The sequence below is a fragment of the Pseudidiomarina sp. genome (assembly GCF_048268165.1).
Lineage (GTDB): Bacteria > Pseudomonadota > Gammaproteobacteria > Enterobacterales > Alteromonadaceae > Pseudidiomarina.
In genome coordinates, this window is sequence record NZ_JBLWWA010000001.1 from 364,776 (window position 1) to 385,239 (window position 20,464).

Sequence of the window (20,464 nt, forward strand, 5' to 3'; positions counted from 1 at the left end):
CAATGATATGACTAATGAAAGAGATGATAGCGTGACGCAGGCGTCACCATTGCGTGGTTTTAGTTGGTCGGTGGACTGGAATTTGCTCCGCACCTTTTTGGTCATAGCCGAATGCAATGGTATTACCCGGGCTGCGGAACAGATGGGGTTAAAGCAGCCTTCTGTTAGCAGTGCACTGCGCCGTTTAGAGGACGGATTGCAGGTGCAGTTAGCTGAGCGTGATCCGCGTAATTTCGTGCTTACAGCTGCAGGCGAGGCACTTTATTTAGAGTGCAAACAAATTTTTGGTTCAGTGGCACGTTTACCCGATTTATTCTCAAGTTTACATGATGAGATAAGCGGAGAAATTCGCGTTTGCTTGGCGAGTCACGTGGTTACACCGTTGCTTGATGAAACTTTGGCTGAGTTCCATCAGCTTTATCCAAAAACCCGTTTTTCAGTGACAGTCAGTAATAGTCGTCAGGTGGTCAAAACGGTAAGCGATAAAACAGCAAGTTTTGGTGTGTGTTTGGCACATGACTACAGCGACGACGTTGACGGCACCTTATTTTACCGTGAGCACTTTGGCTTTTTTTGTGGCCCACCGCATCCATTATTTGGGCGTTCTAACCTGCAATTAAGTGATTTGCGCGATTATGAACGTGTCAGCTTCTACACCGACTCGGCAACGGGTTACCTCCGCTCGGTGGCATTGCTTCGTCAGCAAGCTAACTTATCCGAACAGTTAGCGGGTGTTTCTGACCATTTGGAAGAAGTTAGGCGAATGATTGGTGCCGGTTTAGGTTATGGCCCGTTACCTATTCACGTGATTGAAGCCGACATTAAAGCTGGGCGTTTGTGGCAATTACCGCCATACACGAACACGCCGAGTATTGATATTCACTTGGTACAGAATCCGCATGCGAAGTTAAATCGCGCCGAAGCAAAATTTTTAGAAATACTCACCCAGCGCATCGAGCAAACACCGCTTCATGAGCGCACTTATGGCTGTTCTTATTAGGAATAAGTTTAATGTCTGAATCGCATTTGTTTTATCAGTCTCGCTCACGCAGACCGCTATTGGACCGCGCCGAGGGAGTTTATATTTGGGATAGGTCAGGCAAGCGTTACCTTGATGGGTCAAGTGGCGCCATGGTATCGAATATTGGCCATAGCAACCCCAGTGTTTTAGCTGCAATGCAAGCTCAGATGGCGAAATCGACTTTTGGCTATCGCATGCATTTCGAAAACGAGCCAGCCGAGGCCTTGGCTGCCAAGGTGGCAAGTTTGAGTCCTGCCGGACACGAAAAAGTATTTTTTGTTTCAGGTGGTTCTGAGGCCGTCGAGAGTGCAATGAAATTGGCGCGCCAGTTCGCCGTTGCCAATGGCGAATCACAGCGTTGGAAAGTTATATCACGTTCACCTTCGTATCATGGCTCCACTATGGGGGCTTTATCGCTCACAAGCTATGGTCCGTTAAACGATCCATTTATTCCGCTAACAACGGCCATGCCAAAAATTCCGGCGCCGCAATGCTACTTAGACCGTAATGATTTAACCGATGAGCAGCGCGGTATTCGCTACGCCGAAATGTTGCGTGCCAAAATTGAAGATGAGGGGCCTGAGTCGGTATTAGCGTTTGTCATGGAGCCCATTGGTGGCGCATCAACTGGCGCGCTGGTAGCACCGGACAGTTACTATCGTCGTATTGCCGAAATCTGTCAGCAGTATGGGGTGTTATTAATCTATGACGAGGTAATGACGGGAGTAGGTCGCACCGGTACGTTCTTAGCCGCAGAGCATTGGGATATTAACCCCGATATTGTGGCGCTAGCGAAAGGGTTTGGTGCAGGCTATGTGCCCCTGGGCGCTGTGACGGCGAAGAACCACATTGTTGAGGCCGTGCTTAGTGATGGCGGTTTTCAGCATGGTTACACCTATGCGGGAAACCCAATTGCTTGTGCAACGGGGCTGGCAGTACTCGAAGAAATTGAGCGTCAGAACATGATGCAAAATGTCAGCAATATGGGGGCCAAATTAAAGCAAGGTTTGCAGCAATTGCAACAAATCTTTCCGGTTATAGGCGATGTGCGCGGTAAAGGTTTATTAACGGCTATTGAATTAGTCGCTGACCCCGTCACTATGGCTCCGTTACCGGCGTCGCAAAATGCCTTTTTACAACTCACTGAGCTGGCGTACGCCGAGGGCTTAGTGATTTATCCACGCCGCACGCGCGGCGGTTATGAGGGCGATCATGTATTGATTTGTCCGCCGTTCATTGTTGATGACAACCACATTGACGAAATTCTCGAAAAACTCACCGTAAGCATGAAGAAATTTATGCGTGAGTTAAGACTATAGAAAGGAACTGTTGTGAAAGCTTTCTTACATGACGATCAGAAGTGTCACTATCCAAAGGACTACTTGGTTAATGGAGTTTTCGTTGATAATCCAGAACATCCAGCGCGCATCGATCATTTAAAAACAGGTGCGCTGGCTGCCGGGTGCGAATTTCAGCAGCCAAAAAATAGCGGGTTAGGGCCAATTTCAGCGGTACATACGCCTGAATATCTGCATTTTTTGCAACATGCGCATCGCCGTTGGAGTTACATAGAGGGTGCGTCAGAAGCTGTTGTTGCCGACATTCGGCCAGTCGCCCGTGATGGGGCTTACCCCGCTTCCGTTGTTGCCCAAGCTGGATATCACATGTCAGATGCGGCGGCACCAATAGGTGCCGATACGTGGACCAGCGCGTGTTGGAGCGCTTGGACCGCGGTTGCTGCTGCTGATGCTGTATTGGCCGGTGACACGCATGCGTTTGCGCTATGTCGCCCACCAGGACATCATGCTAGCGCAGAGGTGGCTGGTGGTTTTTGCTATTTCAATAACAGCGCAATCGCAGCAGTCCAGTTACAGCAAAAATACCCACGCGTGGCGATTCTAGATGTCGATTTGCATCATGGGAACGGCACTCAGCAGATTTTCTACAAGCGCGACGACGTATTTACTGTGTCCATTCATGCCGACCCAGTGCGATTTTATCCGTTCTTTTGGGGACATGCCGATGAACGCGGTGAAGGCAGAGGATTAGGCTACAACTTAAATCTGCCATTACCACGGCAATCGGACGATAAAGTGTTTTTGAAAGCTCTAAACACAGCCTTGGCACGCATTGAAGCCTTTGCGCCGGATGCTTTGGTGATTGCGTTAGGTATTGATGCATCAATCGACGACCCTATTGGTGGGTTGGCTGTTTCTACCGATGGCTTCCATCATATTGGGCAAACCATAAAAAGTGCATTTTCTGGGCCGACCGTCATTGTCCAAGAGGGCGGTTACATTAGCTCTTCTTTAGCTGCAAACTTGACTGCATTTCTACGTGCATATACCCAAAAATAATAATTAAAGGAGATGCCCGTGTCAGAACAACAAGTACAAACACGAGAGCCATCATTACTCGTTGCAGCGCTACCGATACTGTTTTTGATTTTGCTGTTAGGTGCCGCCGTAATACTGTTTGGAGACGATGCATCAAGCGGCCCTAGCCAGTTGGCGTTAATATTTGCCGCGGTGTTTACCGCAGTGATTGGCCTATTGCTTGGGCAGAAGTACGATGAACTTGAACAAGCAATGATTCGAAGTATATCGCTAACCTTTAAGGCCTGTCTGATCTTGCTGATGGTTGGCTCCATGATCGGGGCCTGGATGTTAGCTGGTACTGCGCCAGCAATTATCTATTTTGGCTTGGGCATATTAGATCCCAGTTGGTTCTATCCGGCCTGTTTCATTATCTGTGCTTTGGTTTCTGTTTCAATTGGAAGCTCCTGGACCACTGCTGCCACGGTGGGATTAGCGTTAATCAGTATTGCGCAAATTCTTGGTTTACAGCCAGAAATTGCAGCAGGCGCAATTATTTCTGGCGCATACTTTGGCGATAAAATGTCGCCATTGTCTGATTCAACAAACCTAGCGCCCGCGATGGTCGGTGCCGACTTGTTCAGCCATATTCGTAATATGCTTTGGACCACAATTCCCGCCGCCGTTATTTCAGTGATTTTATTCAGCCTAATTAGCAGCGATGTTACGGATGCGGCCGGTACGTTGCGTGAAATCAAACAAACCCAAACGTTGTTAGATGACCAGTTCTACTTAGGCTTTTTTGCTTTTGTGCCATTAATTTTGTTGTTGGTTTTGGCGTGGAGCAAAGTGCCGGCACTACCAACCATTGTTGCGGGTACCGTGGCAGGGTGTGTGGTGGCGGTAGTTTTTCAGTCTGACGTGGTGCTGCAATTTGCGGACCCAGCGGGTGAGCTTGCTGTAGGGCTGGCCTACTTTAAAGGAATATGGGGTGTTATGACCTCTGGGTTTATAGCGTCAGTAGGTAATGACACTTTAGATTCTCTGCTGTCACGCGGAGGCATGGAAGCCATGCTAACCACCGTGTGGTTAATTATTTCCGCGATGTGTTTTGGTGGCATGATGGAAAAAACCGGCCTACTGCAGCGCTTAGTGAAAGCAGCGCTTAGGGGCGTAAAGGGCACGGGTTCATTGATTCTAGTTACCGTTCTGACCTCTATCGGTTTGAATGTGGTAGCGGCTGACCAATATATCGCCATTGTATTGCCAGGACGCATGTATCAGCTTGAATTTGAGCGACGTGGTTTAGCTCCGGAAAGTCTTTCGCGGACACTGGAAGATGCCGGCACCATGACATCGCCGTTAGTACCTTGGAATACCTGCGGTGCCTTTATGGCTGCGAGCTTGGGCGTTGCAACCTTCGATTATGCACCATGGGCATTTCTTTGTCTTCTAACGCCGGTCATTGCAGTTGTATATGGCTTCTTTGATATTCGGATTATGCGGTTGAACACAGCAGTTCAGGAGTAAAGGCATGGGTGCGGACTTTTTGGCGAAAGCGGTCGATGCAGGGATGGTTCCAGCGGGTTGGTTTGAAGCCGGTAAAGATGATCATTCACGATTTGCGGTGAATAACCCAGCCACGTTGAAAGACTTCGCATGGCTGGATAATCACACCGAATTTGAAGCGCAGCAGCGCGTGGATGAAGCCGCTATGGCTTTTACCGATTGGTCGGAATTGCCTGCACGCCAGCGCGCGGAAATTATTCGCCGTTGGGGCGATGCCCTACTAGCACACCGTGAGGTGCTGGGAGCACTGTTGAGTTACGAGCAGGGTAAACCGCTTGCTGAAGCACTTGGTGAGATTGATTACAGCGCCAGTTATTTACATTGGTTTGCCGAAGAAGCACCGCGCGTATATGGCGACACCGTTCCCGCGTCTGATAGCACCAAGCACATCATGGTTATCAAACAGCCGGTTGGTGTTGTTGGCGTGATTACGCCTTGGAACTTTCCGATGGCGATGTTGGCACGTAAAGCAAGCGCAGCGCTTGCCGCAGGTTGTACTTTAGTAGCCAAGCCTGCGCATGAAACGCCGCTGTCAGCCTATGCGTTGCAGGCATTAGCAAGGCAAAGTGGTGTACCAAACGGTGCCTTCGGCCTCGTTGTGGGTACTGACTCAGCCGCAATTGGTAATGTTCTCACGCAGCATCCAGCGATTGCAAAATTTAGTTTTACCGGTTCAACACGGGTAGGACGATTACTTGCGGAAAAATGTGCGAGCACGGTGAAACGTGTGTCATTGGAGCTGGGCGGAAACGCGCCATTTGTGGTGTTCGATGACGCTGACTTGGAAGCTGCTGTAGAAGGCTTTCTGATGGCTAAGTTTCGAAATGCGGGACAAACCTGCGTTTGCGCTAATCGATTATTGGTGCATGAGGCTATCGCCGATAAGTTTATTGAGGCTTTGAAAGAAAAAATTACCAAGCTCGAACTGGGGCCTTTAATACACCCTAAAGCTGCTACTAACTTATATGAATTAGTGCAGCGTGCAGTGGCTAACGGTGCCCATAGTGAGCCTGAATTACCAGCACCCTCAGGCGCATGGTTCAAGCCGGTTGTTCTGGAAAACGTATCGAACCAATCGGAGCTAGCTCAAAGCGAACTTTTTGGTCCTGTTGTTACCGTAGTGCGCTTTAGCGACGAAGGGCAGGCGTTACAGCTTGCTAATAATACAGAATATGGATTAGCAGCTTACGTGTACACCCGTGATATTGGTCGCTGTATGCGCATGGGTAAACGATTGCAATTCGGTATGGTCGGCATAAATGATGCGGCTATTTCTAACGCTGCAGCACCTTTTGGTGGCATGAAACAAAGTGGATACGGTCGAGAAGGCTCCAAATACGGGCTGGATGACTACCTTGAAACAAAATATTTAAGCTTCGGTGGCTTAGCCTGATTACTGCTAAGCCAGCGATGTGTAGGAGATACTTAGAATGACAACGAATAACCAGTTGCAACAACGTAAACAAGCCGTTATTGCTCGCGGGCAAGGTAATGTTTATCCGGTATATGTAGCAAAAGCCAGAAATTCGGAAGTGTGGGATGTTGAAGGCAACCGTTATATTGATCTGGGCACTGGGATAGCTGTGTGTAACACCGGTCATTCGCATCCAGCTGTGGTATCGGCGGCAACTAAGCAGTTGCAGGATTTCTCTCACACTTGCGTGATGGTTAATCCATACGAAGTGGCCATTGAACTGGCAGAAAGACTAACAGCGTTGGCGCCGGGAAGCTCACCTAAAAAAGCATTGTTTGTGAGTACTGGTGCTGAAGCGGTAGAAAACTGCGTGAAAATTGCTCGAGCAGCGACTGGGCGGCGCGGTGTGATTGCCTTTACCGGAGGCTTTCATGGGCGTACCAACCTGGCCATGGGGCTAACGGGCAAAAATGCTCCGTACAAGTCGAATTTTGGCCCATTTCCAGCCGATATTTATCATGTTCCATTTCCTAATGAAGCCCACGGTGTAAGCGTTGCCGACACATTAGGCTATTTAAAGCACCTATTTAAAGCGTCCATTGAGCCCTGTGATGTAGCGGCAATCATTGTTGAACCGGTGCAGGGAGAGGGCGGGTTCTACATAGCTTCGCCTGAATTCTTGCAGGCGCTACGAATATTATGCGATGAGTATGGAATTAAATTGATTCTCGACGAAATCCAAACCGGGTTCGCACGAACAGGGCGTATGTTTTGTGCTGAATATAGTGGCGTGGAAGCTGATTTAATGACAATGGCCAAAGGTATCGCGGGTGGCTTGCCGTTAGCCGTCGTGGTGGGTAAAGCTGAAGTTATGGATGCGGCACACCCTGGCGGGTTAGGCGGAACTTATGGTGGTTCACCGGTCGCTTGTGCTGCGGCACTCGCGGTACTGCAGGTTATTGAAGACGAGCAATTAGTGCACCGTGCACGTTGGGTAGGAGAGAAATTTTCCGCCACTTTGCAGATATTGCAGCGCGAATTTCCAGAGTTGATTCTTGAGGTGCGTCAATTAGGTGCAATGATTGCACTTGAACTCGTCAGCGAGGGCGATGCGAATAAACCAAACACTGCGCTGGTGCAGCGTATTATTAGTTTGGCACCAGAATACGGGGTGATACTTCTGGTCTGCGGTTATTACGGGAATGTGATTCGATTCTTACCTGCGCTGACTATTGAAGAGTCAGTATTAGATGAAGCTCTTGAGCGTTTTGAGAATTTATTCCGACGCGCAATAGTTTAAGAGGTGGGGTGCAGTCCTTGGACTGCACCCTGACTTTAACCTGATTATTACCAGTGGTAGGCCCCAGTTAAGAAAGTGTGACTTTCTTCACTATTCACTAAGCTATAGCCTACGCCTAAGCTGAAGTTTGAATTCACAAAATAGCGACCACTGATGTTTAACTCTTGGTCATCAAGATTGTCGACGTCGTAATGACGAACACTTGCATCAATTTCGAAGGCTTCAGTAAGTCGGCTACGGATACCAACTTGCAGATTCCAGCCAGCTTCATTCGCGCCGTAATCACCAAAGGTATTGGTTTTCACGACAGCTTCAACCCAAGCTAAGCCACCAGACACATAGGCTGCAGTGTTGCCTTCATTGTAAAACTTGTAACCAACGTTGCCGTAAAAACGCGAAATCTCTGCTTCAGCACGAAATGCGATATCGCCGCGCAGATCTTCAAAGTCATCGCTAGCGGTCATGTAATCGGCAGCAAAAAATACATTATCTGAATAGGATTTATTGAAAGAAGCAGCAAAGCCACTTGCGGTATCGCCGTCAACATCAGCGCTCAAATAGCTAAGGCTGACATAATCGAAGTTGGGAGCTGTACTTTCTTCTTGCGCTGCAACTGCACTTGAGGCGGTGGTTAATAGAATAGCGCTAGTAATTTTAGTCCATTTATTCACGGGGGGTTCCTTGTGTTTTAGTTATCCCGCTTAGTTTATTCTGTCGATGTAACGGCTACAACAGAACCATTTGTAACTAATTGTAATAAAAGGGTTAAGAAGGGCGCAGATCGCCGTGAAGGAACTTGCAAACAAATACGACTTTACCGTATTTATTGAATGACCATTTAATACAAACTTGTAGTGCTTCCATAACATCATCGTAATCACCAAACAGTTGGGTGCTGAGCGTATTGGTGATGATATGAACCTTATCGAACTTAGTCAGTTCATCAATAAAGCCGCGAATGGGCTCGATGTAATCTTCGGTCAGTGGGTATTTACTGATGTCTACGGTTAATTTCATCTGCGTGTTCCTTCTGAATATTTTCGCTAATTATATCACCTTGTAGGTAGTTGCTTGGATTGAAATTACCCATAATTTTCTTGTGGTTAAGTTTGTTGACCAAGATCAATTTTTTTAGGCAGTGACCTTATAAAATGTGTGGAAATTACTAAGGAGAGCTGTATGAAAAAGTCATTATTGGTTTGTAGTTTACTTGCGGCGATTGGCGCAGCACCAGCATACGCGGATACATTTAGTGTGAATGTGGGCGCCATTGGTGTCATGCCAAACGATAGCAGTTCCAATTTACCTGTGATTGAAACTGTTGCTGGCCTAGCAAATGGTAGCACTGGGGTCACCGTAGATAACAACACGCAATTAGGCCTTACTTTTGATTACAAAGTTACTGACAATTGGACGTTAGAGTTGGTGGCGGCAACGCCATTTAGCCATGAAATTCAGGGTACAGGTGCATTGGCTGGCATGAAAATTGGCGAAACCAAGCACTTGCCACCAACATTATTAGCGCAATATCACTTTGATATCGGTTCAGATAATGTGAAGCCGTTTGTCGGCTTTGGCTTAAATTACACCACGTTTTTTGAAGACAACGTATCGAATGAATTGGTTGATACGTTGGGAGCATTGGGCGTTGCAACCTCCGGCGATCACGTTGACCTAGCTCTATCAGACAGCTTTGGTTATGCGTTGCAAGCAGGTGTGAACTGGAAGTTAACCGACAAGTGGGGCGTTCATTTCATGGTTTCAAAGATGGATATCGATACTGACGCGGATGTGCGCCTGAATGGCACGACCATAGAAACTGTGGCGGTCGAAATCGATCCAACCGTGGCCATGTTGGGCTTACGCTACACCTTCTAACTATGCCTTGTGCGAAAAGAGGAGGGGTGCAGTCCTAGGACTGCACCCCTTTTTCATTAAAGCGTTTGGGCGAGTCGTTCACTTAATGCGCGAATGCGCTGACCGCCGAGGAAAACGAGCAGCCCTGCAATCGGCCAGGCGATGTAAAACGCTGTGAACCAGCGCCCCAAAAAACCTGAGTCAAATCCAGTATTTATCCACGTGATCAAGCAGGTCATCAGGAGCGCCATATAGCAGCTCATTAATGCAGGAAAAATCAGCCTTTTCATAGTCGTTGGTCACCGTAATTTAGTAATACCTTAAATATATTGGCGCAGATTTTATGAACAAGCCTGCCTAAAGTCAAAAGTTAAAGGGTGATCGGCGCGAACGATAAAGGCGTATACTAAAGTGAGCACTAAATCACTTCGAGGTAGTATTTGTGACAACACAGCTGGTTTTATTTTACGACGGCGGTTGTCCGCTTTGCGTCAAAGAAATGCGTCATTTAAAAGCCAAGGACAAAAAAGAAAAGCTGCGCTTTGAGAATATTTGGGCGTCTGACTTTGCCGAGCGTTATCCGCAGGTTGATATTGCTGAAGCGAATCGTATTTTGCACGGGCAAAAAGCAAATGGTGAAATGATTTATGGATTGGACGTGACCCATGCAGCTTGGTCCGCTGTAGGGCGAGGTTGGATGACAGCCATATTACGTTGGCCGTTAATTCGATGGTTTGCTGATAAAGGCTACTTGTATTTTGCGCGTAACCGAAACGGTATTTCAAAACTTATCACCGGTAAAGAACGCTGCGTGCAGTGTTCACTCGACGAATAGGTGAATTTCAGGCACAAAAAAAGGAGCGAAAACGCTCCTTTTTATCAAACTAACAACGGCGATTAAATCGCTACGATGTTTTCAGCTTGTGGGCCTTTAGGACCTTGAGTGATCGAGAACGATACACGTTGGCCTTCGGCTAAGGTTTTGAAACCGGTGCTGGCGATTGCGCTAAAGTGAGCAAACACGTCTGCGCCACCTTGTTGCTCAATAAAACCAAAACCTTTCGCTTCGTTAAACCACTTTACAACGCCATTTACTGTATTAGACATAATATTATCCTGAAAATTTTAATTAATTTGCCGCCATAGCCAATGCCATGAACGGGATCATGCGGGGTAAAAAATGAAACTTAAAACTACAGGACGAAGATATACTGCTAATAATGCGACGTAGAGGAGATTTAACTTGCTGTTTCTTAACCAACGAGGGCCACTGTACGCCTATTCACAGGTAAGTCAAACTTTATTTTGGGGTGTGCTACATTAAAAGTCTTCCTATTTTAAGCTAAGGGCGCAGCCTAGGCTGCTTTAGAGCTAAGATAATGATTTGGATTTCCACACTAATAATAGTGTTCATTGTTCTGCTGGTGGTGCTGCGCGGTTTCGATTGCTATCTAGATCGAAAGGAGCGGCGTCGTTTAATTGACTTTCAGCCAAATTTCCCCGAGAAATTCAGTTCGCAACTAGTCAGTGATATGCCCGAGCCGGTGCGTCGCTTTTTTAACTATATGATATTACCCGACGCGCCACTAAAAACGGTTGCTCAAATAAGCATGGCAGGCGAATTTAGTCTGGGTACGCCACAACATCCTAACTCCCAAAAAATGCAGGCTGAACAAGTTTTGGCAGCGCCCGAGGGTTTTTTATGGTCAGTGCGATTGGGTGGCGCTTTGATGGTGTCGGGCTCCGATAGTGCGCGCTGGACACGATTTAGAATTCTGGGGTTAATCCCTGTTGCACGATTAGGCGGTGATGTTGACCACCAACGTGCGGCTTTTGGACGCTATATAGCTGAGGCCGTATTTTGGTCACCGGCGTCCCTATTGCCTGCTGCCGATGTTATCTGGAGTGCTCGCAGTGATGACTGCATTCGTGTGCATGTCAGGCATAGCAACGTGGAACAATGTGCTGATGTGCATATTCACAAGAATGGGCAACCCCATAGAGTAGAATTTTTGCGATGGAGTAATGCGAACCCAACGAAAGAATATCAACTTCAGCCGTTCGGAGGTACCTTGAGTGACTTTCGTGAGGTGCAAGGTTTCCGTGTTCCATTTTATGTTGAGGCAGCCAATATGTTGGGTACGGATGAAGAATTCGTTTTCTTTAAAGCCCATGTGAATTCAATTCGGTGGTAAATTCGCGCGTTAATCACCCAATACCTTCCTGAAAAATTTCGCTATATGTGCGTTGGCGTACCGACAGACGCCTGCAATCCCCGCAAAATCGCCTCTCACCCGAGTTGTGAGGAAAAACTGTATGACTATTTTAAATTCGAAACTTTTAGTGGCTGTCGCTGTAGCGCTAGCGCTTGGCTTCAGCAGTGTGAATGCTGGGGATAAAACTATGGTGCAAGAGGCTGTCAATAACGCGCGTCAAGAAGCACAAATTTCAACGACCTATGCTTTAAGCCCTTACCTGAAAGCGCATGCGCTCGATGTGGTTGTGCAAGATGGGAAAGTTATGCTTTCTGGTAGTGTTTCTGACGAAGTACAAAAAGAACTCGCCGGTGCAATTGCCGCGGGTGTTGAAGGTGTCACCAGTGTGGACAATCGGATTGTGGTTGACAGAAATTATCAAGCGCCTATGACCCACGGCAAGCGCGGGTATGCTGGGCTAGTGAGTGATGCTGAGGTTAATGCTGCGATTAAATCCAAACTGATCTGGAGTAAACATGCTGATGGCATGGACATAACAGTTACTACTCTGGATGGCAATGTGGTGCTGATTGGCAATGTAGGAACTCATCAAACCAAAAAATTAGCTGAAAAGCTAGCGCGTGATACCCAAGGTGTCCGCTCAGTCGAAAACCAACTTGTGGTTAGCGATAAGACCACTAAAGGCAAAGCTTACGGTAAAGAGAAAACTGAAGAAGGCACCATGATTGCGGACAGTTGGATAACTACCAAAGTTAAATCCAGCCTGCTTTATTCACGCAATGTGTCGGGTTTTGACATCAATGTTAGCACCGACAAAAGCATTGTGACCTTAGATGGTCGGGTAAGCAGCGGCGCCGAAAAAGCGCTAGCAATAGAACTTGCAGAACACGTTCGCGGTGTTAAGAGCGTAAATTCTGACAAATTGGTGTTCTAAGCAGTGATTTAGACAACAGCAATGGTGCTGTTGTCTTGGTAATATTGGAGTTGTTATGAAAAAGTCAGTTGAAAAAAGTGCCTCGTCAAGTTCGTTTAACCGTGGTGTTGAGTCAGCATCAGATTCTGCCCATAAAGCGATTGACCATGCATCAGAAGCGGCCAGCCCCTTTATTGATCGTGTTGCCAGTGGCGCATCACACTGTAGATAAAATGGCAGATAGCGCTAACTATGCGGCCGACGCTGTTGTACACAAAGGTGAACAGTTAAATAGCCTGCAACATAAACTAACCAATGGCACCCGCTCGCAAGTTCGTGAACACCCGTTATTAGCATTGGGTATAGCGATGGCCGGTGGGGCGCTGCTAGGGTTGTGGTTAAGCAAGAAAAGTGACGCGAAGTAATGTCGAAAAGTTCAACTAAAGCACCCGCTAACCCGGGTGCTTTACCCAGTGAAATAGGGCCGGTCGCAGCAGCGCTGCTATCGTGGTGGCAACAGGCGTCTAAATTACTCGACACCGAGCTAGAAATCATGGCTTTGGAAGGCGAGCGCGTCGCAAGAAGCATGGTGGGTTTACTTATTTTTAGTCTACTCATTGGGCTATTAAGCTTGAGTTTGTGGTTTGCAGTTTTGACGCAACTTATTCTTTTTATTAAATCCTTCTCGTTTTCGATGGCGCAGGCCCTTGGGCTGGCGATGGTAGCGAATTTAATTGGAATTTGGTGGATGATTAGGCGGTGCCGATATTACAGCCGTTTTCTCAGTTTTCCAGCTACGCTACGAAGCTTGACTGTGTTGCTATCGGTGAACAAGGAGCAAAGTGATGATTAATGCCAATCTGAACGCTCGAATTGGGCGTTTATTGCAAGAGTTACCCAACGAGCAATTGAATTTGCGCCAGCGGTCGGTGGCTTTGAAACAAGCTGTAAACGGGAAGCTAAGCTCGCCGCGCGCACTGTTGTTTGCGGCATTGTTAGGGTTTGTAATGGGGGTACGGCGCAGCTGCGACGACACCTCTCAAGTTGAGCATAGCGTGACCTGGACGGACCGCGCACGTCGCCTGAGCGTGATTATATTAGTGGTATGGTTTCAACGCATTAAACGATCAATCTCGGTTTTTACCACCGCATAGCATTCACAAGATAATTGCTCGAGTTTCGGGCGGTTGGTAACTAAAATATGACCGCGGCTGTAGTCAATGACGCCTTGTTTATGCAGGCGTCCAGCAGCCTCAGTTACTCCTTCGCGGCGCACCCCCAGCATATTTGCGATAAGCTCTTGGGTCATCACCAAATGGTTGTCATTGAGCAAGTCTAACGAAAGCAGGAGCCAGCGGCATAATTGTTGCTCAATATTGTGATGTCGATTACAAACCGCGGTTTGTGACATTTGCGTCAGTAACGCTTGAATATAGCGCAGCGCCAACAGCATCAGGTCACCATGGCGATTAAATTCGTATTTAATGCGCACGGTTGCTAAACGGTAGGCGAAGCCTGAACTTTGCACAACGGCGCGACTGGTGGTGGTGCCGCCGCTCATAAACAATGAAACCCCAACCAAACCATCGTGACCAACTACGGAAATCTCCGCAGACGCACCATCCCTAAGTACGTACAACAACGATACAATGCAGCTAGTCGGGAAGTAGACGTAACGCAGCAATTCACCTGATTCGTAAAGTACTTTGCCAAGTGGCATGTCGACAATTTCAAGATGCGGAAAAATACGCTGTTGAACCTCTGCTGGCAAACTGCGCAGCAGATCATTTTGGGTGGGAGAATGAATGCCAGCAAGCCCCATTGGCTTTGTTGCGGAGAACAAGGTTGTTGCTGGCATATATTTAATCCTTTTGGGCATAAACGCGCGATGGGTTTTACTTTAGCTTTGGTGATGCGCCACAACCATCGAGAATACGCCGATAAAACTTGCTGCACTGTGCGATAACGCACAGAGCTCGCGCTTTTACTGCGATACAGTGAGTTAATTACTCGTGTTATAGGAAGACCATGATGTTAGAAACAATTATTGTTCTACTGATTATACTTTGGGCGTTGGGGCTGGTTTCGTCATACACCCTAGGCGGCTTTATCCATATTTTATTGGTTATTGCGCTGGTTGTGATAGTGATTCGGGTTATTCAAGGGCGTCGACTTTAGGTTTCGCTTGAACAGTCCATGGTGCTAGGCATATCTACACAGCATTCGCCATATAAAAAGCCAAGTAAGACCGCTAACTGATCAAATTTTAACGTACAGTGACGTGTGCGGCCTTCAACACGTTTCTCCATTCCCCCGTTTAGCCTCCGCCAAGAGCATAGATACGCCTCTGATTGAAAATATACGACACAAAGTGTCGCTAGCGTCAGGTATAGTATTCTTGTTTAAAAAATATTAAAAAAATAATTAATAAAAGAGAATTAATGAACACAACCTCTATTTACCAAATCATTCATCAGCTCAAGCGCTTACAAACGCTACCGTGCGTTAGCTCAATCGCAATGCACGGTCGTCAAGTGCGAGTTGATGAATTGCATGCTGCACTGGATGAGCGCGGCTATAAAGGACCGCGTCCGTCGCGCCAATTGAAGTGTATGAGTGTTGAAGTCATTAACGCTGCGCTCTATGAGGCAGACCCCATGCATACACGCTGCGGCGAAAACGATAGCAAGAATGAGTACCAGACAATCGCACTGTCAGTACTCCAAAATATACAGCACGGCATGGTCATGGAGGCTGCTCTTGACCAAGCTTTGTGTGAAATTTTTGGAGATCACTTGGTAAATGGTGAGCAAATTGAAAGCGTGATACATGAATTAGTTGGAATGTCAGCGGGGTAACAATGGATACAATCATTCCAACACGTCATGGTTTTATCACCAAGAAAACTACCCGGTGAATCGGTGGCTGAACCCGATACCTTAGCGCGTGTGTCAGCAAAACTGATACTGGAGTGATGATTAAATCGGAATATGAATTCTAGAAAAGTGGTGCGTCCGAGTAGACTCGAACTACCGACCCCTACCATGTCAAGGTAGTGCTCTAACCAACTGAGCTACGGACGCACATTTTTGGAAGTGGCTCCACAGGCGTGGAACGGGCGCTATATTAGTAATTTCGACGCGCAGGCGCAAGCGTTTTTTGCCGCCCGCGTGCCGAGTGTCTAGTTTGTGTGCAACCCCAGCAATTACCGCAGCTGGTGTTTGAGTACCTTGCCGTTGGCGTTGTGTGGTAGTTCATTGACAAACTGATACACCCGCGGGCGTTTATAATCGGCCAAGCGCTCGGCGACATGGGTGCGTAGGGCGTCTTCGTCTAGCGGTTCGTTGAGTACCACATAGGCTTTCACGCTTTCGCCCCATTGGTCATGCGGCACGCCAATAACCGCCACTTCAAGCACCGCAGGATGGCTTGCCAGGGCGTCTTCTACTTCGCGCGGATACACGTTTACGCCACCAGTAATAATTAAGTCTTTGATACGGTCTTTTACCCAATAAAAGCCATCGGCGTCGCGCACACCGATATCACCGGTGCGTATCCACCCATCGGCGGTGAATATTTCTGCGGTGGCTTCGGGATTGCGCCAGTACTCGCGCATGATGCCTTCGCCGCCAATATGTATTTCGCCGGCTTCATCAACGCCAGCAATATCGCCATCGGCATTCACCACGCGTATTTCGGTAAAGGCAGCGGCGCGGCGGCCAACTGAGCCAGCTTTGTCACTGTGCTCATGGGGCAGTAACAGGCTACCGGTTGGACCGGCTTCAGTTAAACCGTACACACAATAAAACTGGTCACTGCCGAATGCTTTTTGTACGCGGTGGGCATGGTCACCGGCTAATGGGCCACCGCCATATATCCAATGCGTCATGCTGCTTAGGTTGGTGTTGCTCACTTGTGGGTGCTGGGCGGTGAGTAAATACGCTACGGGTGCGCCAAAAAAGTGTGTGCAGCTTTCTTGTTCCACCAAGTTGAGCAATAAATCGGGCGTAAAGGTTGGCGCTATGATGTGAGTACAGCCCATCAGTGTGCCGCCCACCAACGACAGATTCAAAGGTGCTGAGTGGGTAAATGGCATCAACGACAGCAATCGGCTTTCTGGGGCGTAATTCATTTCGGTGGCGAACATCATGCCCACAAACAATAACGCGCGATGGTCAAACAACACGCCTTTCGGTCGTCCTGTGGTGCCGGAGGTATAGAGTAGGGTAGCTGACTCGGTAATGGCGTATTCGTCAAGCTTGCTGAAGGCTCGGCCGCTGCTGTTAGTTGCAACAAAAGCCGGCATGTCGTTAATCAGCAAATGATTGAGGTTGGCTTGCTGGGCCGCTGCCAACGCGCCTGCGCTGGTCAGATCGCAGGTAATGATTAAGCTGGCTTCGGCATTGTCAAATATATAGCCCAGTTCATTTGCGGTTAGCTTGACGTTGATCGGCGCAACAATGGCGCCAAGGCGCTGAATGGCAAAATGGGCAACAACAAAGGCGTAGTTATTAGGTAGCACTAAACAAACTCGATCACCTTGCTTAATGTCGTAATCATTGGCCAGAACTTCCGCGAAGCCGTTAACATGTTGGTCAAGCTCAAGCCAAGTGCTGCGCACCCCGGTATCAATCACGGCTTCGTGGTCTGGAAACTTACGTGCGTTGCGGGCTACGTATGCTGGGATAATCATTAGTTGTCCTTTATAAAGTCGGGGTGGCGCGGTTAATAATGGCACGCACATCAAGGCCTGTGGGTAAACTGCCGTAATTAAAATGTGTTTGCGGTGCGAGGCGGCTGGCACAAAAAGCTTCTGCGACATAATCTGGCGCATGTTGCAGCAGTAACGCGCCTTGCAAGGCTACGGCCATACGATCAGCAATTTGGCGCGCGTGATATTGCCATTGTTCTGGCGCAATGCTGCGAAAATCATGCTGCAGCGCTTCAACAAAGCGGTCAAACAGTGCGTGTGCACCTTTTGCTTTGGCAAGCTCAATAAAGTAAGCATCCAGTACTTCGGGTTCTTTTTGAATTGCGCGCAGAATGTCTAAACATTGCACGTTGCCACTGCCTTCCCAAATTGAGTTCACCGGCGATTCGCGGAATAGGCGCGGCATAATGGTATTTTCCATCACGCCCATACCACCAATAGCTTCCATCGCCTCGTAGGCATGGTTCGGAGCACGTTTACATATCCAGTATTTGCCAATTGGAGTGGCGACGCGGGCCAACAGCCGTTCGTGTTCATTGTCTTGCTGGTCCATAGCCCGTGCCATACGCATGGTAAGGGTCATTGCGGCTTCGCTTTCTAAGGCTAAATCAGCCAATACGTTTTGCATTAATGGCTGCTCGCTTAACCGGGCGCCAAATGCTGAACGGTGGTGCGCATGGTGTAGGGCTTGCACGGTGGCTTGGCGCATGCCTGATGACGAACCAATCATGCAGTCGTAGCGGGTCATGGCAACCATTTCAATGATAGTGCGCACGCCACGACCTTCTTCGCCAACCATCCATGCTAAGGCGCCGCGCAGTTCACATTCGCTAGAGGCATTGGCCACGTTGCCCATCTTATTTTTCAACTGCTGAATTTGCAGCGCATTTTTGCTGCCATCAGGGCGCCAACGGGGCAATAAGAAACACGACAAACCGCCAGGGGCCTGCGCGAGAACTAAAAAAGCATCGCACATAGGTGCTGAAACAAACCATTTGTGGCCTACCAGTTCATACGCTTCGCCCGGGCCGCTCGCATCAATTGCATAGGCTTTGGTGGTGTTCGTGCGTACGTCTGAGCCGCCTTGCTTTTCGGTCATGGCCATACCAATGGTTAAGCCACGTTTCATCGTATCCGGTACATTGCGGCCATCGTATTGTGGCGCCATGATTTTCGCGCCAAATTGTTCTAATAAATCAGGTTGATGGTGCAACGCCGGAATGGCTGCAAAGGTCATGGTAATGGGGCAACCGTGCGCTGCTTCCACTTGGGTATGCAGGTAATACTTAGCTGCGCGCGCCACGTGGGCCCCAGGACCGGGGTTCGACCAAGGGCTGGCGTGCAGGCCTTCAGTAATGGCTATGTCCATCAACTGGTGATAACTGGGATGAAAATCGACCTGATCAATGCGCTCACCAAAGCGATCATGGGTTTGTAACGTTGGTTTATTGGTATTAGCTGCAAAGCCAAGCGCAATGCGCTCGGGTAGACCGCATTCGGCACCGAAGCGCGCGATATCTTGTTCGGCCCATGCCGCGCCTTCGCGTTTTACAGCGGCTTGCAGAGCGTGATCTTCGGCATACAAGTTGTAATTTTCAAGCGCCGGCGGTTGGTTTTCGACGGTGTGGGTTTGGGCAAGGTACTTGTCGCGATCACTCATGGTTTAACTCCTAACAATTTAAAGAAGTGAAACACTATTGAGTTTTTCCGTCAACGCCTATCGTTGGCATCTATTCAATATGCGAAACGCGCGCCAGTAGTGCCTCAGTAAATAAACGCAATTCCAGCCGTGCCAATGGTTTACCGGGGCATACATGAATGCCCGCGCCATAAAGTAGATTCAGTGATGGGTCACGATGCCATTGAAACTGTTCGGGCTGTTCAAACACCTGTGGGTCACGATTTGCTGCGCGCCAATCAATACGTACCAGAGTATCGCTGTCGATATGTTGCTCACCAAGCGTAACTGGGCATGTGGTGCGGCGACGGTTGCTTGGCAATGGCGCGGCAATACGCAATATTTCATCAATGGCATGATCGATATGCTCGGGCGCCATGCGCAACTGTTTTTGCACAACTGGGTTTGCCGCTAAAAATTCAACAATCGAATTAACTGCCGCCGCTATGGTACCCAGCTCGCCGACGGTCCAGTTACGAATAATGCTGACCAGATACTCATCTGACAACGGTTCGCCATCTAATCGCAACTGTGTGAGTTTTGCGGTGACCGATTGAGGATCGTTCTCGCCGTGGCGCGCGCGCTCTAGCTGCTTTATAACAAGAGCACTAAATTCTGCGGCTAAAGCATGCAGTGCAGGGCGATCTTGTGCCACGGTTGCCGCTTTCTGCGCAGCCATCCACGCGGTTAAGCGTTGTTCGAGTGCTACCGGCCAGCCCATAAATGCACATTGCGCCTGTAGCGCAAATTGATGGCCAATCGTGTCCATGATGGCAACGTTGTCCAACAGTTCGTCAATGATGGCCTGTAGCTTGGGTTGAAACTGTGTCAGCACTGCGGCGCTAAAAAACGGTTCAATGAGTGCGCGATAGGCTAGGTGCTCGGCGCCATCCATGCCATTGGGAACATTTAAATGCGAGGAAACCTTGTTACTAAATTGCTCAGGCGCACGCAGCGCAGCGAGTACATCATGGTGATGGGTTAGCACAACGTCCATGATCACCTCCACAACTGAAGTGTATGTGAGTATCAGTATATGCTGATAGGTCGAGAATTCCTTGAGTTTGGTCAAGCCAATTACCCAAAATTAATTTGTTTGCAAATTTTAACCGGTAACTTATGCTTAAATTCACAATGAAAATTGTGAAAAGTCTTTAAAAATCATAATAAAAACAGGAATAAATCCATGGAACAATCAAATACCCCCGCATCAAATAACGTCTCAGCCCCCTATGTAAATCCGGAACACACAAGTACCGGAAACTGGTTTCTATCTATTTTTTTAGTGGGCATACCGTTAGTCGGACTTATTTTATTAATTGTGTGGGCATCGAGTCATTCAACACCTTTAAGTAAACGAAACTGGGCCCGGGCGATGTTGCTCTGGGTGGTTATCGCGATAGTCTTGTTCATGTTGATGGCAATACTCGGCGGAATTGGCCTTGCAGCTATGGAAGGTTATTAACGCTA

General features: G+C 48.2%; 24 protein-coding genes and 1 tRNA gene. 16 read left to right on the forward strand and 9 right to left on the reverse strand.

The window, feature by feature from the left end:
- Positions 1–7: 7 nt before the first annotated feature.
- From ACN0UY_RS01645 to gabT, 6 genes are read left to right on the forward strand one after another with little or no spacing between them, the layout of a single operon-like run.
- Positions 8–1,000, forward strand: a complete 993-nt coding sequence (locus ACN0UY_RS01645; protein WP_417665082.1) for a LysR family transcriptional regulator — start codon at positions 8–10, stop codon at positions 998–1,000.
- 11 nt (positions 1,001–1,011) lie between these two features.
- A complete protein-coding gene (locus ACN0UY_RS01650) occupies positions 1,012–2,340 on the forward strand; it encodes an aspartate aminotransferase family protein (RefSeq protein ID WP_417665083.1) in 1,329 nt (442 codons plus the stop codon).
- Between the two features lie 12 nt (positions 2,341–2,352).
- Positions 2,353–3,378 carry a histone deacetylase family protein gene (locus tag ACN0UY_RS01655; RefSeq protein WP_417665084.1) on the forward strand — a complete coding sequence of 342 codons (1,026 nt, stop codon included), beginning with the start codon at positions 2,353–2,355 and terminating at the stop codon, positions 3,376–3,378.
- Between the two features lie 12 nt (positions 3,379–3,390).
- On the forward strand, positions 3,391–4,866 hold the full coding sequence (gene nhaC, locus ACN0UY_RS01660) for a Na+/H+ antiporter NhaC (RefSeq protein ID WP_417665085.1): 1,476 nt from the start codon (positions 3,391–3,393) through the stop codon (positions 4,864–4,866).
- Positions 4,867–4,870: 4 nt separating this feature from the next.
- Positions 4,871–6,298, forward strand: a complete 1,428-nt coding sequence (locus tag ACN0UY_RS01665) for an NAD-dependent succinate-semialdehyde dehydrogenase (RefSeq protein ID WP_417665086.1) — start codon at positions 4,871–4,873, stop codon at positions 6,296–6,298.
- A 37-nt stretch (positions 6,299–6,335) separates the two neighbouring features.
- Positions 6,336–7,619, forward strand: a complete 1,284-nt coding sequence (gene gabT, locus ACN0UY_RS01670) for a 4-aminobutyrate--2-oxoglutarate transaminase (RefSeq protein WP_417665087.1) — start codon at positions 6,336–6,338, stop codon at positions 7,617–7,619.
- A 47-nt stretch (positions 7,620–7,666) separates the two neighbouring features.
- Here gabT and ACN0UY_RS01675 read toward each other — a convergent pair whose 3' ends face one another.
- Positions 7,667–8,290 (reverse strand): outer membrane beta-barrel protein, encoded by a 624-nt coding sequence (locus ACN0UY_RS01675; RefSeq protein WP_417665088.1) that lies wholly within the window; start codon positions 8,288–8,290, stop codon positions 7,667–7,669.
- A gap of 94 nt (positions 8,291–8,384) precedes the next feature.
- Positions 8,385–8,636, reverse strand: a complete 252-nt coding sequence (locus ACN0UY_RS01680; RefSeq protein ID WP_417665089.1) for a YkoF family thiamine/hydroxymethylpyrimidine-binding protein — start codon at positions 8,634–8,636, stop codon at positions 8,385–8,387.
- Between the two features lie 162 nt (positions 8,637–8,798).
- On the opposite strand from ACN0UY_RS01680, the gene ACN0UY_RS01685 reads away from it, so the two are divergent.
- Positions 8,799–9,497: an OmpW/AlkL family protein gene (locus ACN0UY_RS01685; protein WP_417665090.1), complete on the forward strand. Its 699-nt coding sequence runs from the start codon at positions 8,799–8,801 to the stop codon at positions 9,495–9,497.
- 56 nt (positions 9,498–9,553) lie between these two features.
- Here the strand turns inward: ACN0UY_RS01685 and ACN0UY_RS01690 are convergent, their stop codons facing one another.
- Positions 9,554–9,766, reverse strand: coding sequence for a DUF2798 domain-containing protein (locus tag ACN0UY_RS01690; RefSeq protein WP_417665091.1), 213 nt, complete (start codon positions 9,764–9,766; stop codon positions 9,554–9,556).
- A 152-nt stretch (positions 9,767–9,918) separates the two neighbouring features.
- Here ACN0UY_RS01690 and ACN0UY_RS01695 point away from each other — a divergent pair, with 152 nt between their 5' ends.
- Positions 9,919–10,311 (forward strand): thiol-disulfide oxidoreductase DCC family protein, encoded by a 393-nt coding sequence (locus tag ACN0UY_RS01695; protein ID WP_417665092.1) that lies wholly within the window; start codon positions 9,919–9,921, stop codon positions 10,309–10,311.
- A gap of 62 nt (positions 10,312–10,373) precedes the next feature.
- Here the strand turns inward: ACN0UY_RS01695 and ACN0UY_RS01700 are convergent, their stop codons facing one another.
- Complete coding sequence (locus tag ACN0UY_RS01700; RefSeq protein WP_128351799.1) at positions 10,374–10,583, reverse strand: cold-shock protein; 210 nt, start codon at positions 10,581–10,583, stop codon at positions 10,374–10,376.
- 272 nt (positions 10,584–10,855) lie between these two features.
- Between ACN0UY_RS01700 and ACN0UY_RS01705 the strand changes: the two genes are divergently transcribed.
- From ACN0UY_RS01705 to ACN0UY_RS01725, 5 genes are all read left to right on the forward strand, one after another.
- The gene (locus ACN0UY_RS01705) at positions 10,856–11,671 is read left to right on the forward strand and encodes a DUF6544 family protein (protein WP_417665093.1); all 816 of its coding nucleotides are present in this window, start codon (positions 10,856–10,858) and stop codon (positions 11,669–11,671) included.
- A 121-nt stretch (positions 11,672–11,792) separates the two neighbouring features.
- On the forward strand, positions 11,793–12,626 hold the full coding sequence (locus ACN0UY_RS01710; protein WP_417665094.1) for a BON domain-containing protein: 834 nt from the start codon (positions 11,793–11,795) through the stop codon (positions 12,624–12,626).
- Between the two features lie 68 nt (positions 12,627–12,694).
- A complete protein-coding gene (locus ACN0UY_RS01715; protein ID WP_417665095.1) occupies positions 12,695–13,030 on the forward strand; it encodes a hypothetical protein in 336 nt (111 codons plus the stop codon).
- Complete coding sequence (locus ACN0UY_RS01720) at positions 13,030–13,458, forward strand: hypothetical protein (RefSeq protein ID WP_417665096.1); 429 nt, start codon at positions 13,030–13,032, stop codon at positions 13,456–13,458. Before ACN0UY_RS01715 ends, ACN0UY_RS01720 begins: the two co-directional genes overlap by 1 nt.
- Positions 13,451–13,759 carry a hypothetical protein gene (locus ACN0UY_RS01725; RefSeq protein ID WP_417665097.1) on the forward strand — a complete coding sequence of 103 codons (309 nt, stop codon included), beginning with the start codon at positions 13,451–13,453 and terminating at the stop codon, positions 13,757–13,759. Before ACN0UY_RS01720 ends, ACN0UY_RS01725 begins: the two co-directional genes overlap by 8 nt.
- Here the strand turns inward: ACN0UY_RS01725 and ACN0UY_RS01730 are convergent.
- Positions 13,717–14,427, reverse strand: coding sequence for a Crp/Fnr family transcriptional regulator (locus ACN0UY_RS01730; RefSeq protein ID WP_417665894.1), 711 nt, complete (start codon positions 14,425–14,427; stop codon positions 13,717–13,719). The two genes, ACN0UY_RS01725 and ACN0UY_RS01730, sit on opposite strands and share 43 nt — an antisense overlap.
- 206 nt (positions 14,428–14,633) lie before the next feature.
- Here ACN0UY_RS01730 and ACN0UY_RS01735 point away from each other — a divergent pair, with 206 nt between their 5' ends.
- On the forward strand, positions 14,634–14,783 hold the full coding sequence (locus ACN0UY_RS01735) for a lmo0937 family membrane protein (protein ID WP_417665098.1): 150 nt from the start codon (positions 14,634–14,636) through the stop codon (positions 14,781–14,783).
- A gap of 263 nt (positions 14,784–15,046) precedes the next feature.
- Positions 15,047–15,463, forward strand: a complete 417-nt coding sequence (locus tag ACN0UY_RS01740) for a hypothetical protein (protein WP_417665099.1) — start codon at positions 15,047–15,049, stop codon at positions 15,461–15,463.
- A gap of 148 nt (positions 15,464–15,611) precedes the next feature.
- Here ACN0UY_RS01740 and ACN0UY_RS01745 read toward each other — a convergent pair.
- The 4 genes from ACN0UY_RS01745 to ACN0UY_RS01760 form a co-directional block, all read right to left on the reverse strand.
- Positions 15,612–15,688, reverse strand: a tRNA-Val gene (locus tag ACN0UY_RS01745).
- 122 nt (positions 15,689–15,810) lie between these two features.
- Entirely contained in the window at positions 15,811–17,298 is a 1,488-nt protein-coding gene (locus ACN0UY_RS01750) for a class I adenylate-forming enzyme family protein (protein ID WP_417665100.1), read from the reverse strand.
- A gap of 10 nt (positions 17,299–17,308) precedes the next feature.
- Positions 17,309–18,976, reverse strand: a complete 1,668-nt coding sequence (locus tag ACN0UY_RS01755; protein WP_417665101.1) for an isovaleryl-CoA dehydrogenase — start codon at positions 18,974–18,976, stop codon at positions 17,309–17,311.
- A 70-nt stretch (positions 18,977–19,046) separates the two neighbouring features.
- The gene (locus tag ACN0UY_RS01760) at positions 19,047–19,991 is read right to left on the reverse strand and encodes a cytochrome P450 (RefSeq protein WP_417665102.1); all 945 of its coding nucleotides are present in this window, start codon (positions 19,989–19,991) and stop codon (positions 19,047–19,049) included.
- A gap of 189 nt (positions 19,992–20,180) precedes the next feature.
- On the opposite strand from ACN0UY_RS01760, the gene ACN0UY_RS01765 reads away from it, so the two are divergent.
- The gene (locus ACN0UY_RS01765) at positions 20,181–20,459 is read left to right on the forward strand and encodes a hypothetical protein (RefSeq protein ID WP_417658195.1); all 279 of its coding nucleotides are present in this window, start codon (positions 20,181–20,183) and stop codon (positions 20,457–20,459) included.
- The last annotated feature ends 5 nt before the right edge of the window (positions 20,460–20,464 follow it).

Excerpts from the sequence above, each read along its gene's own strand:
- ACN0UY_RS01765 (WP_417658195.1), top strand. The coding sequence starts at position 20,181 with ATGGAACAATCAAATACCCCCGCATCAAATAACGTCTCAGCCCCCTAT.
- ACN0UY_RS01735 (WP_417665098.1), top strand. The coding sequence starts at position 14,634 with ATGATGTTAGAAACAATTATTGTTCTACTGATTATACTTTGGGCGTTG.
- ACN0UY_RS01645 (WP_417665082.1), top strand. The coding sequence starts at position 8 with ATGACTAATGAAAGAGATGATAGCGTGACGCAGGCGTCACCATTGCGT.
- ACN0UY_RS01730 (WP_417665894.1), bottom strand. The coding sequence starts at position 14,427 with ATGGGGCTTGCTGGCATTCATTCTCCCACCCAAAATGATCTGCTGCGC.
- ACN0UY_RS01720 (WP_417665096.1), top strand. The coding sequence starts at position 13,030 with ATGTCGAAAAGTTCAACTAAAGCACCCGCTAACCCGGGTGCTTTACCC.
- gabT (WP_417665087.1), top strand. The coding sequence starts at position 6,336 with ATGACAACGAATAACCAGTTGCAACAACGTAAACAAGCCGTTATTGCT.
- ACN0UY_RS01665 (WP_417665086.1), top strand. The coding sequence starts at position 4,871 with ATGGGTGCGGACTTTTTGGCGAAAGCGGTCGATGCAGGGATGGTTCCA.
- ACN0UY_RS01705 (WP_417665093.1), top strand. The coding sequence starts at position 10,856 with ATGATTTGGATTTCCACACTAATAATAGTGTTCATTGTTCTGCTGGTG.
- ACN0UY_RS01700 (WP_128351799.1), bottom strand. The coding sequence starts at position 10,583 with ATGTCTAATACAGTAAATGGCGTTGTAAAGTGGTTTAACGAAGCGAAA.
- ACN0UY_RS01725 (WP_417665097.1), top strand. The coding sequence starts at position 13,451 with ATGATTAATGCCAATCTGAACGCTCGAATTGGGCGTTTATTGCAAGAG.
- nhaC (WP_417665085.1), top strand. The coding sequence starts at position 3,391 with ATGCCCGTGTCAGAACAACAAGTACAAACACGAGAGCCATCATTACTC.
- ACN0UY_RS01760 (WP_417665102.1), bottom strand. The coding sequence starts at position 19,991 with ATGGACGTTGTGCTAACCCATCACCATGATGTACTCGCTGCGCTGCGT.
- ACN0UY_RS01680 (WP_417665089.1), bottom strand. The coding sequence starts at position 8,636 with ATGAAATTAACCGTAGACATCAGTAAATACCCACTGACCGAAGATTAC.
- ACN0UY_RS01650 (WP_417665083.1), top strand. The coding sequence starts at position 1,012 with ATGTCTGAATCGCATTTGTTTTATCAGTCTCGCTCACGCAGACCGCTA.
- ACN0UY_RS01685 (WP_417665090.1), top strand. The coding sequence starts at position 8,799 with ATGAAAAAGTCATTATTGGTTTGTAGTTTACTTGCGGCGATTGGCGCA.
- ACN0UY_RS01755 (WP_417665101.1), bottom strand. The coding sequence starts at position 18,976 with ATGAGTGATCGCGACAAGTACCTTGCCCAAACCCACACCGTCGAAAAC.
- ACN0UY_RS01710 (WP_417665094.1), top strand. The coding sequence starts at position 11,793 with ATGACTATTTTAAATTCGAAACTTTTAGTGGCTGTCGCTGTAGCGCTA.
- ACN0UY_RS01740 (WP_417665099.1), top strand. The coding sequence starts at position 15,047 with ATGAACACAACCTCTATTTACCAAATCATTCATCAGCTCAAGCGCTTA.
- ACN0UY_RS01690 (WP_417665091.1), bottom strand. The coding sequence starts at position 9,766 with ATGAAAAGGCTGATTTTTCCTGCATTAATGAGCTGCTATATGGCGCTC.
- ACN0UY_RS01750 (WP_417665100.1), bottom strand. The coding sequence starts at position 17,298 with ATGATTATCCCAGCATACGTAGCCCGCAACGCACGTAAGTTTCCAGAC.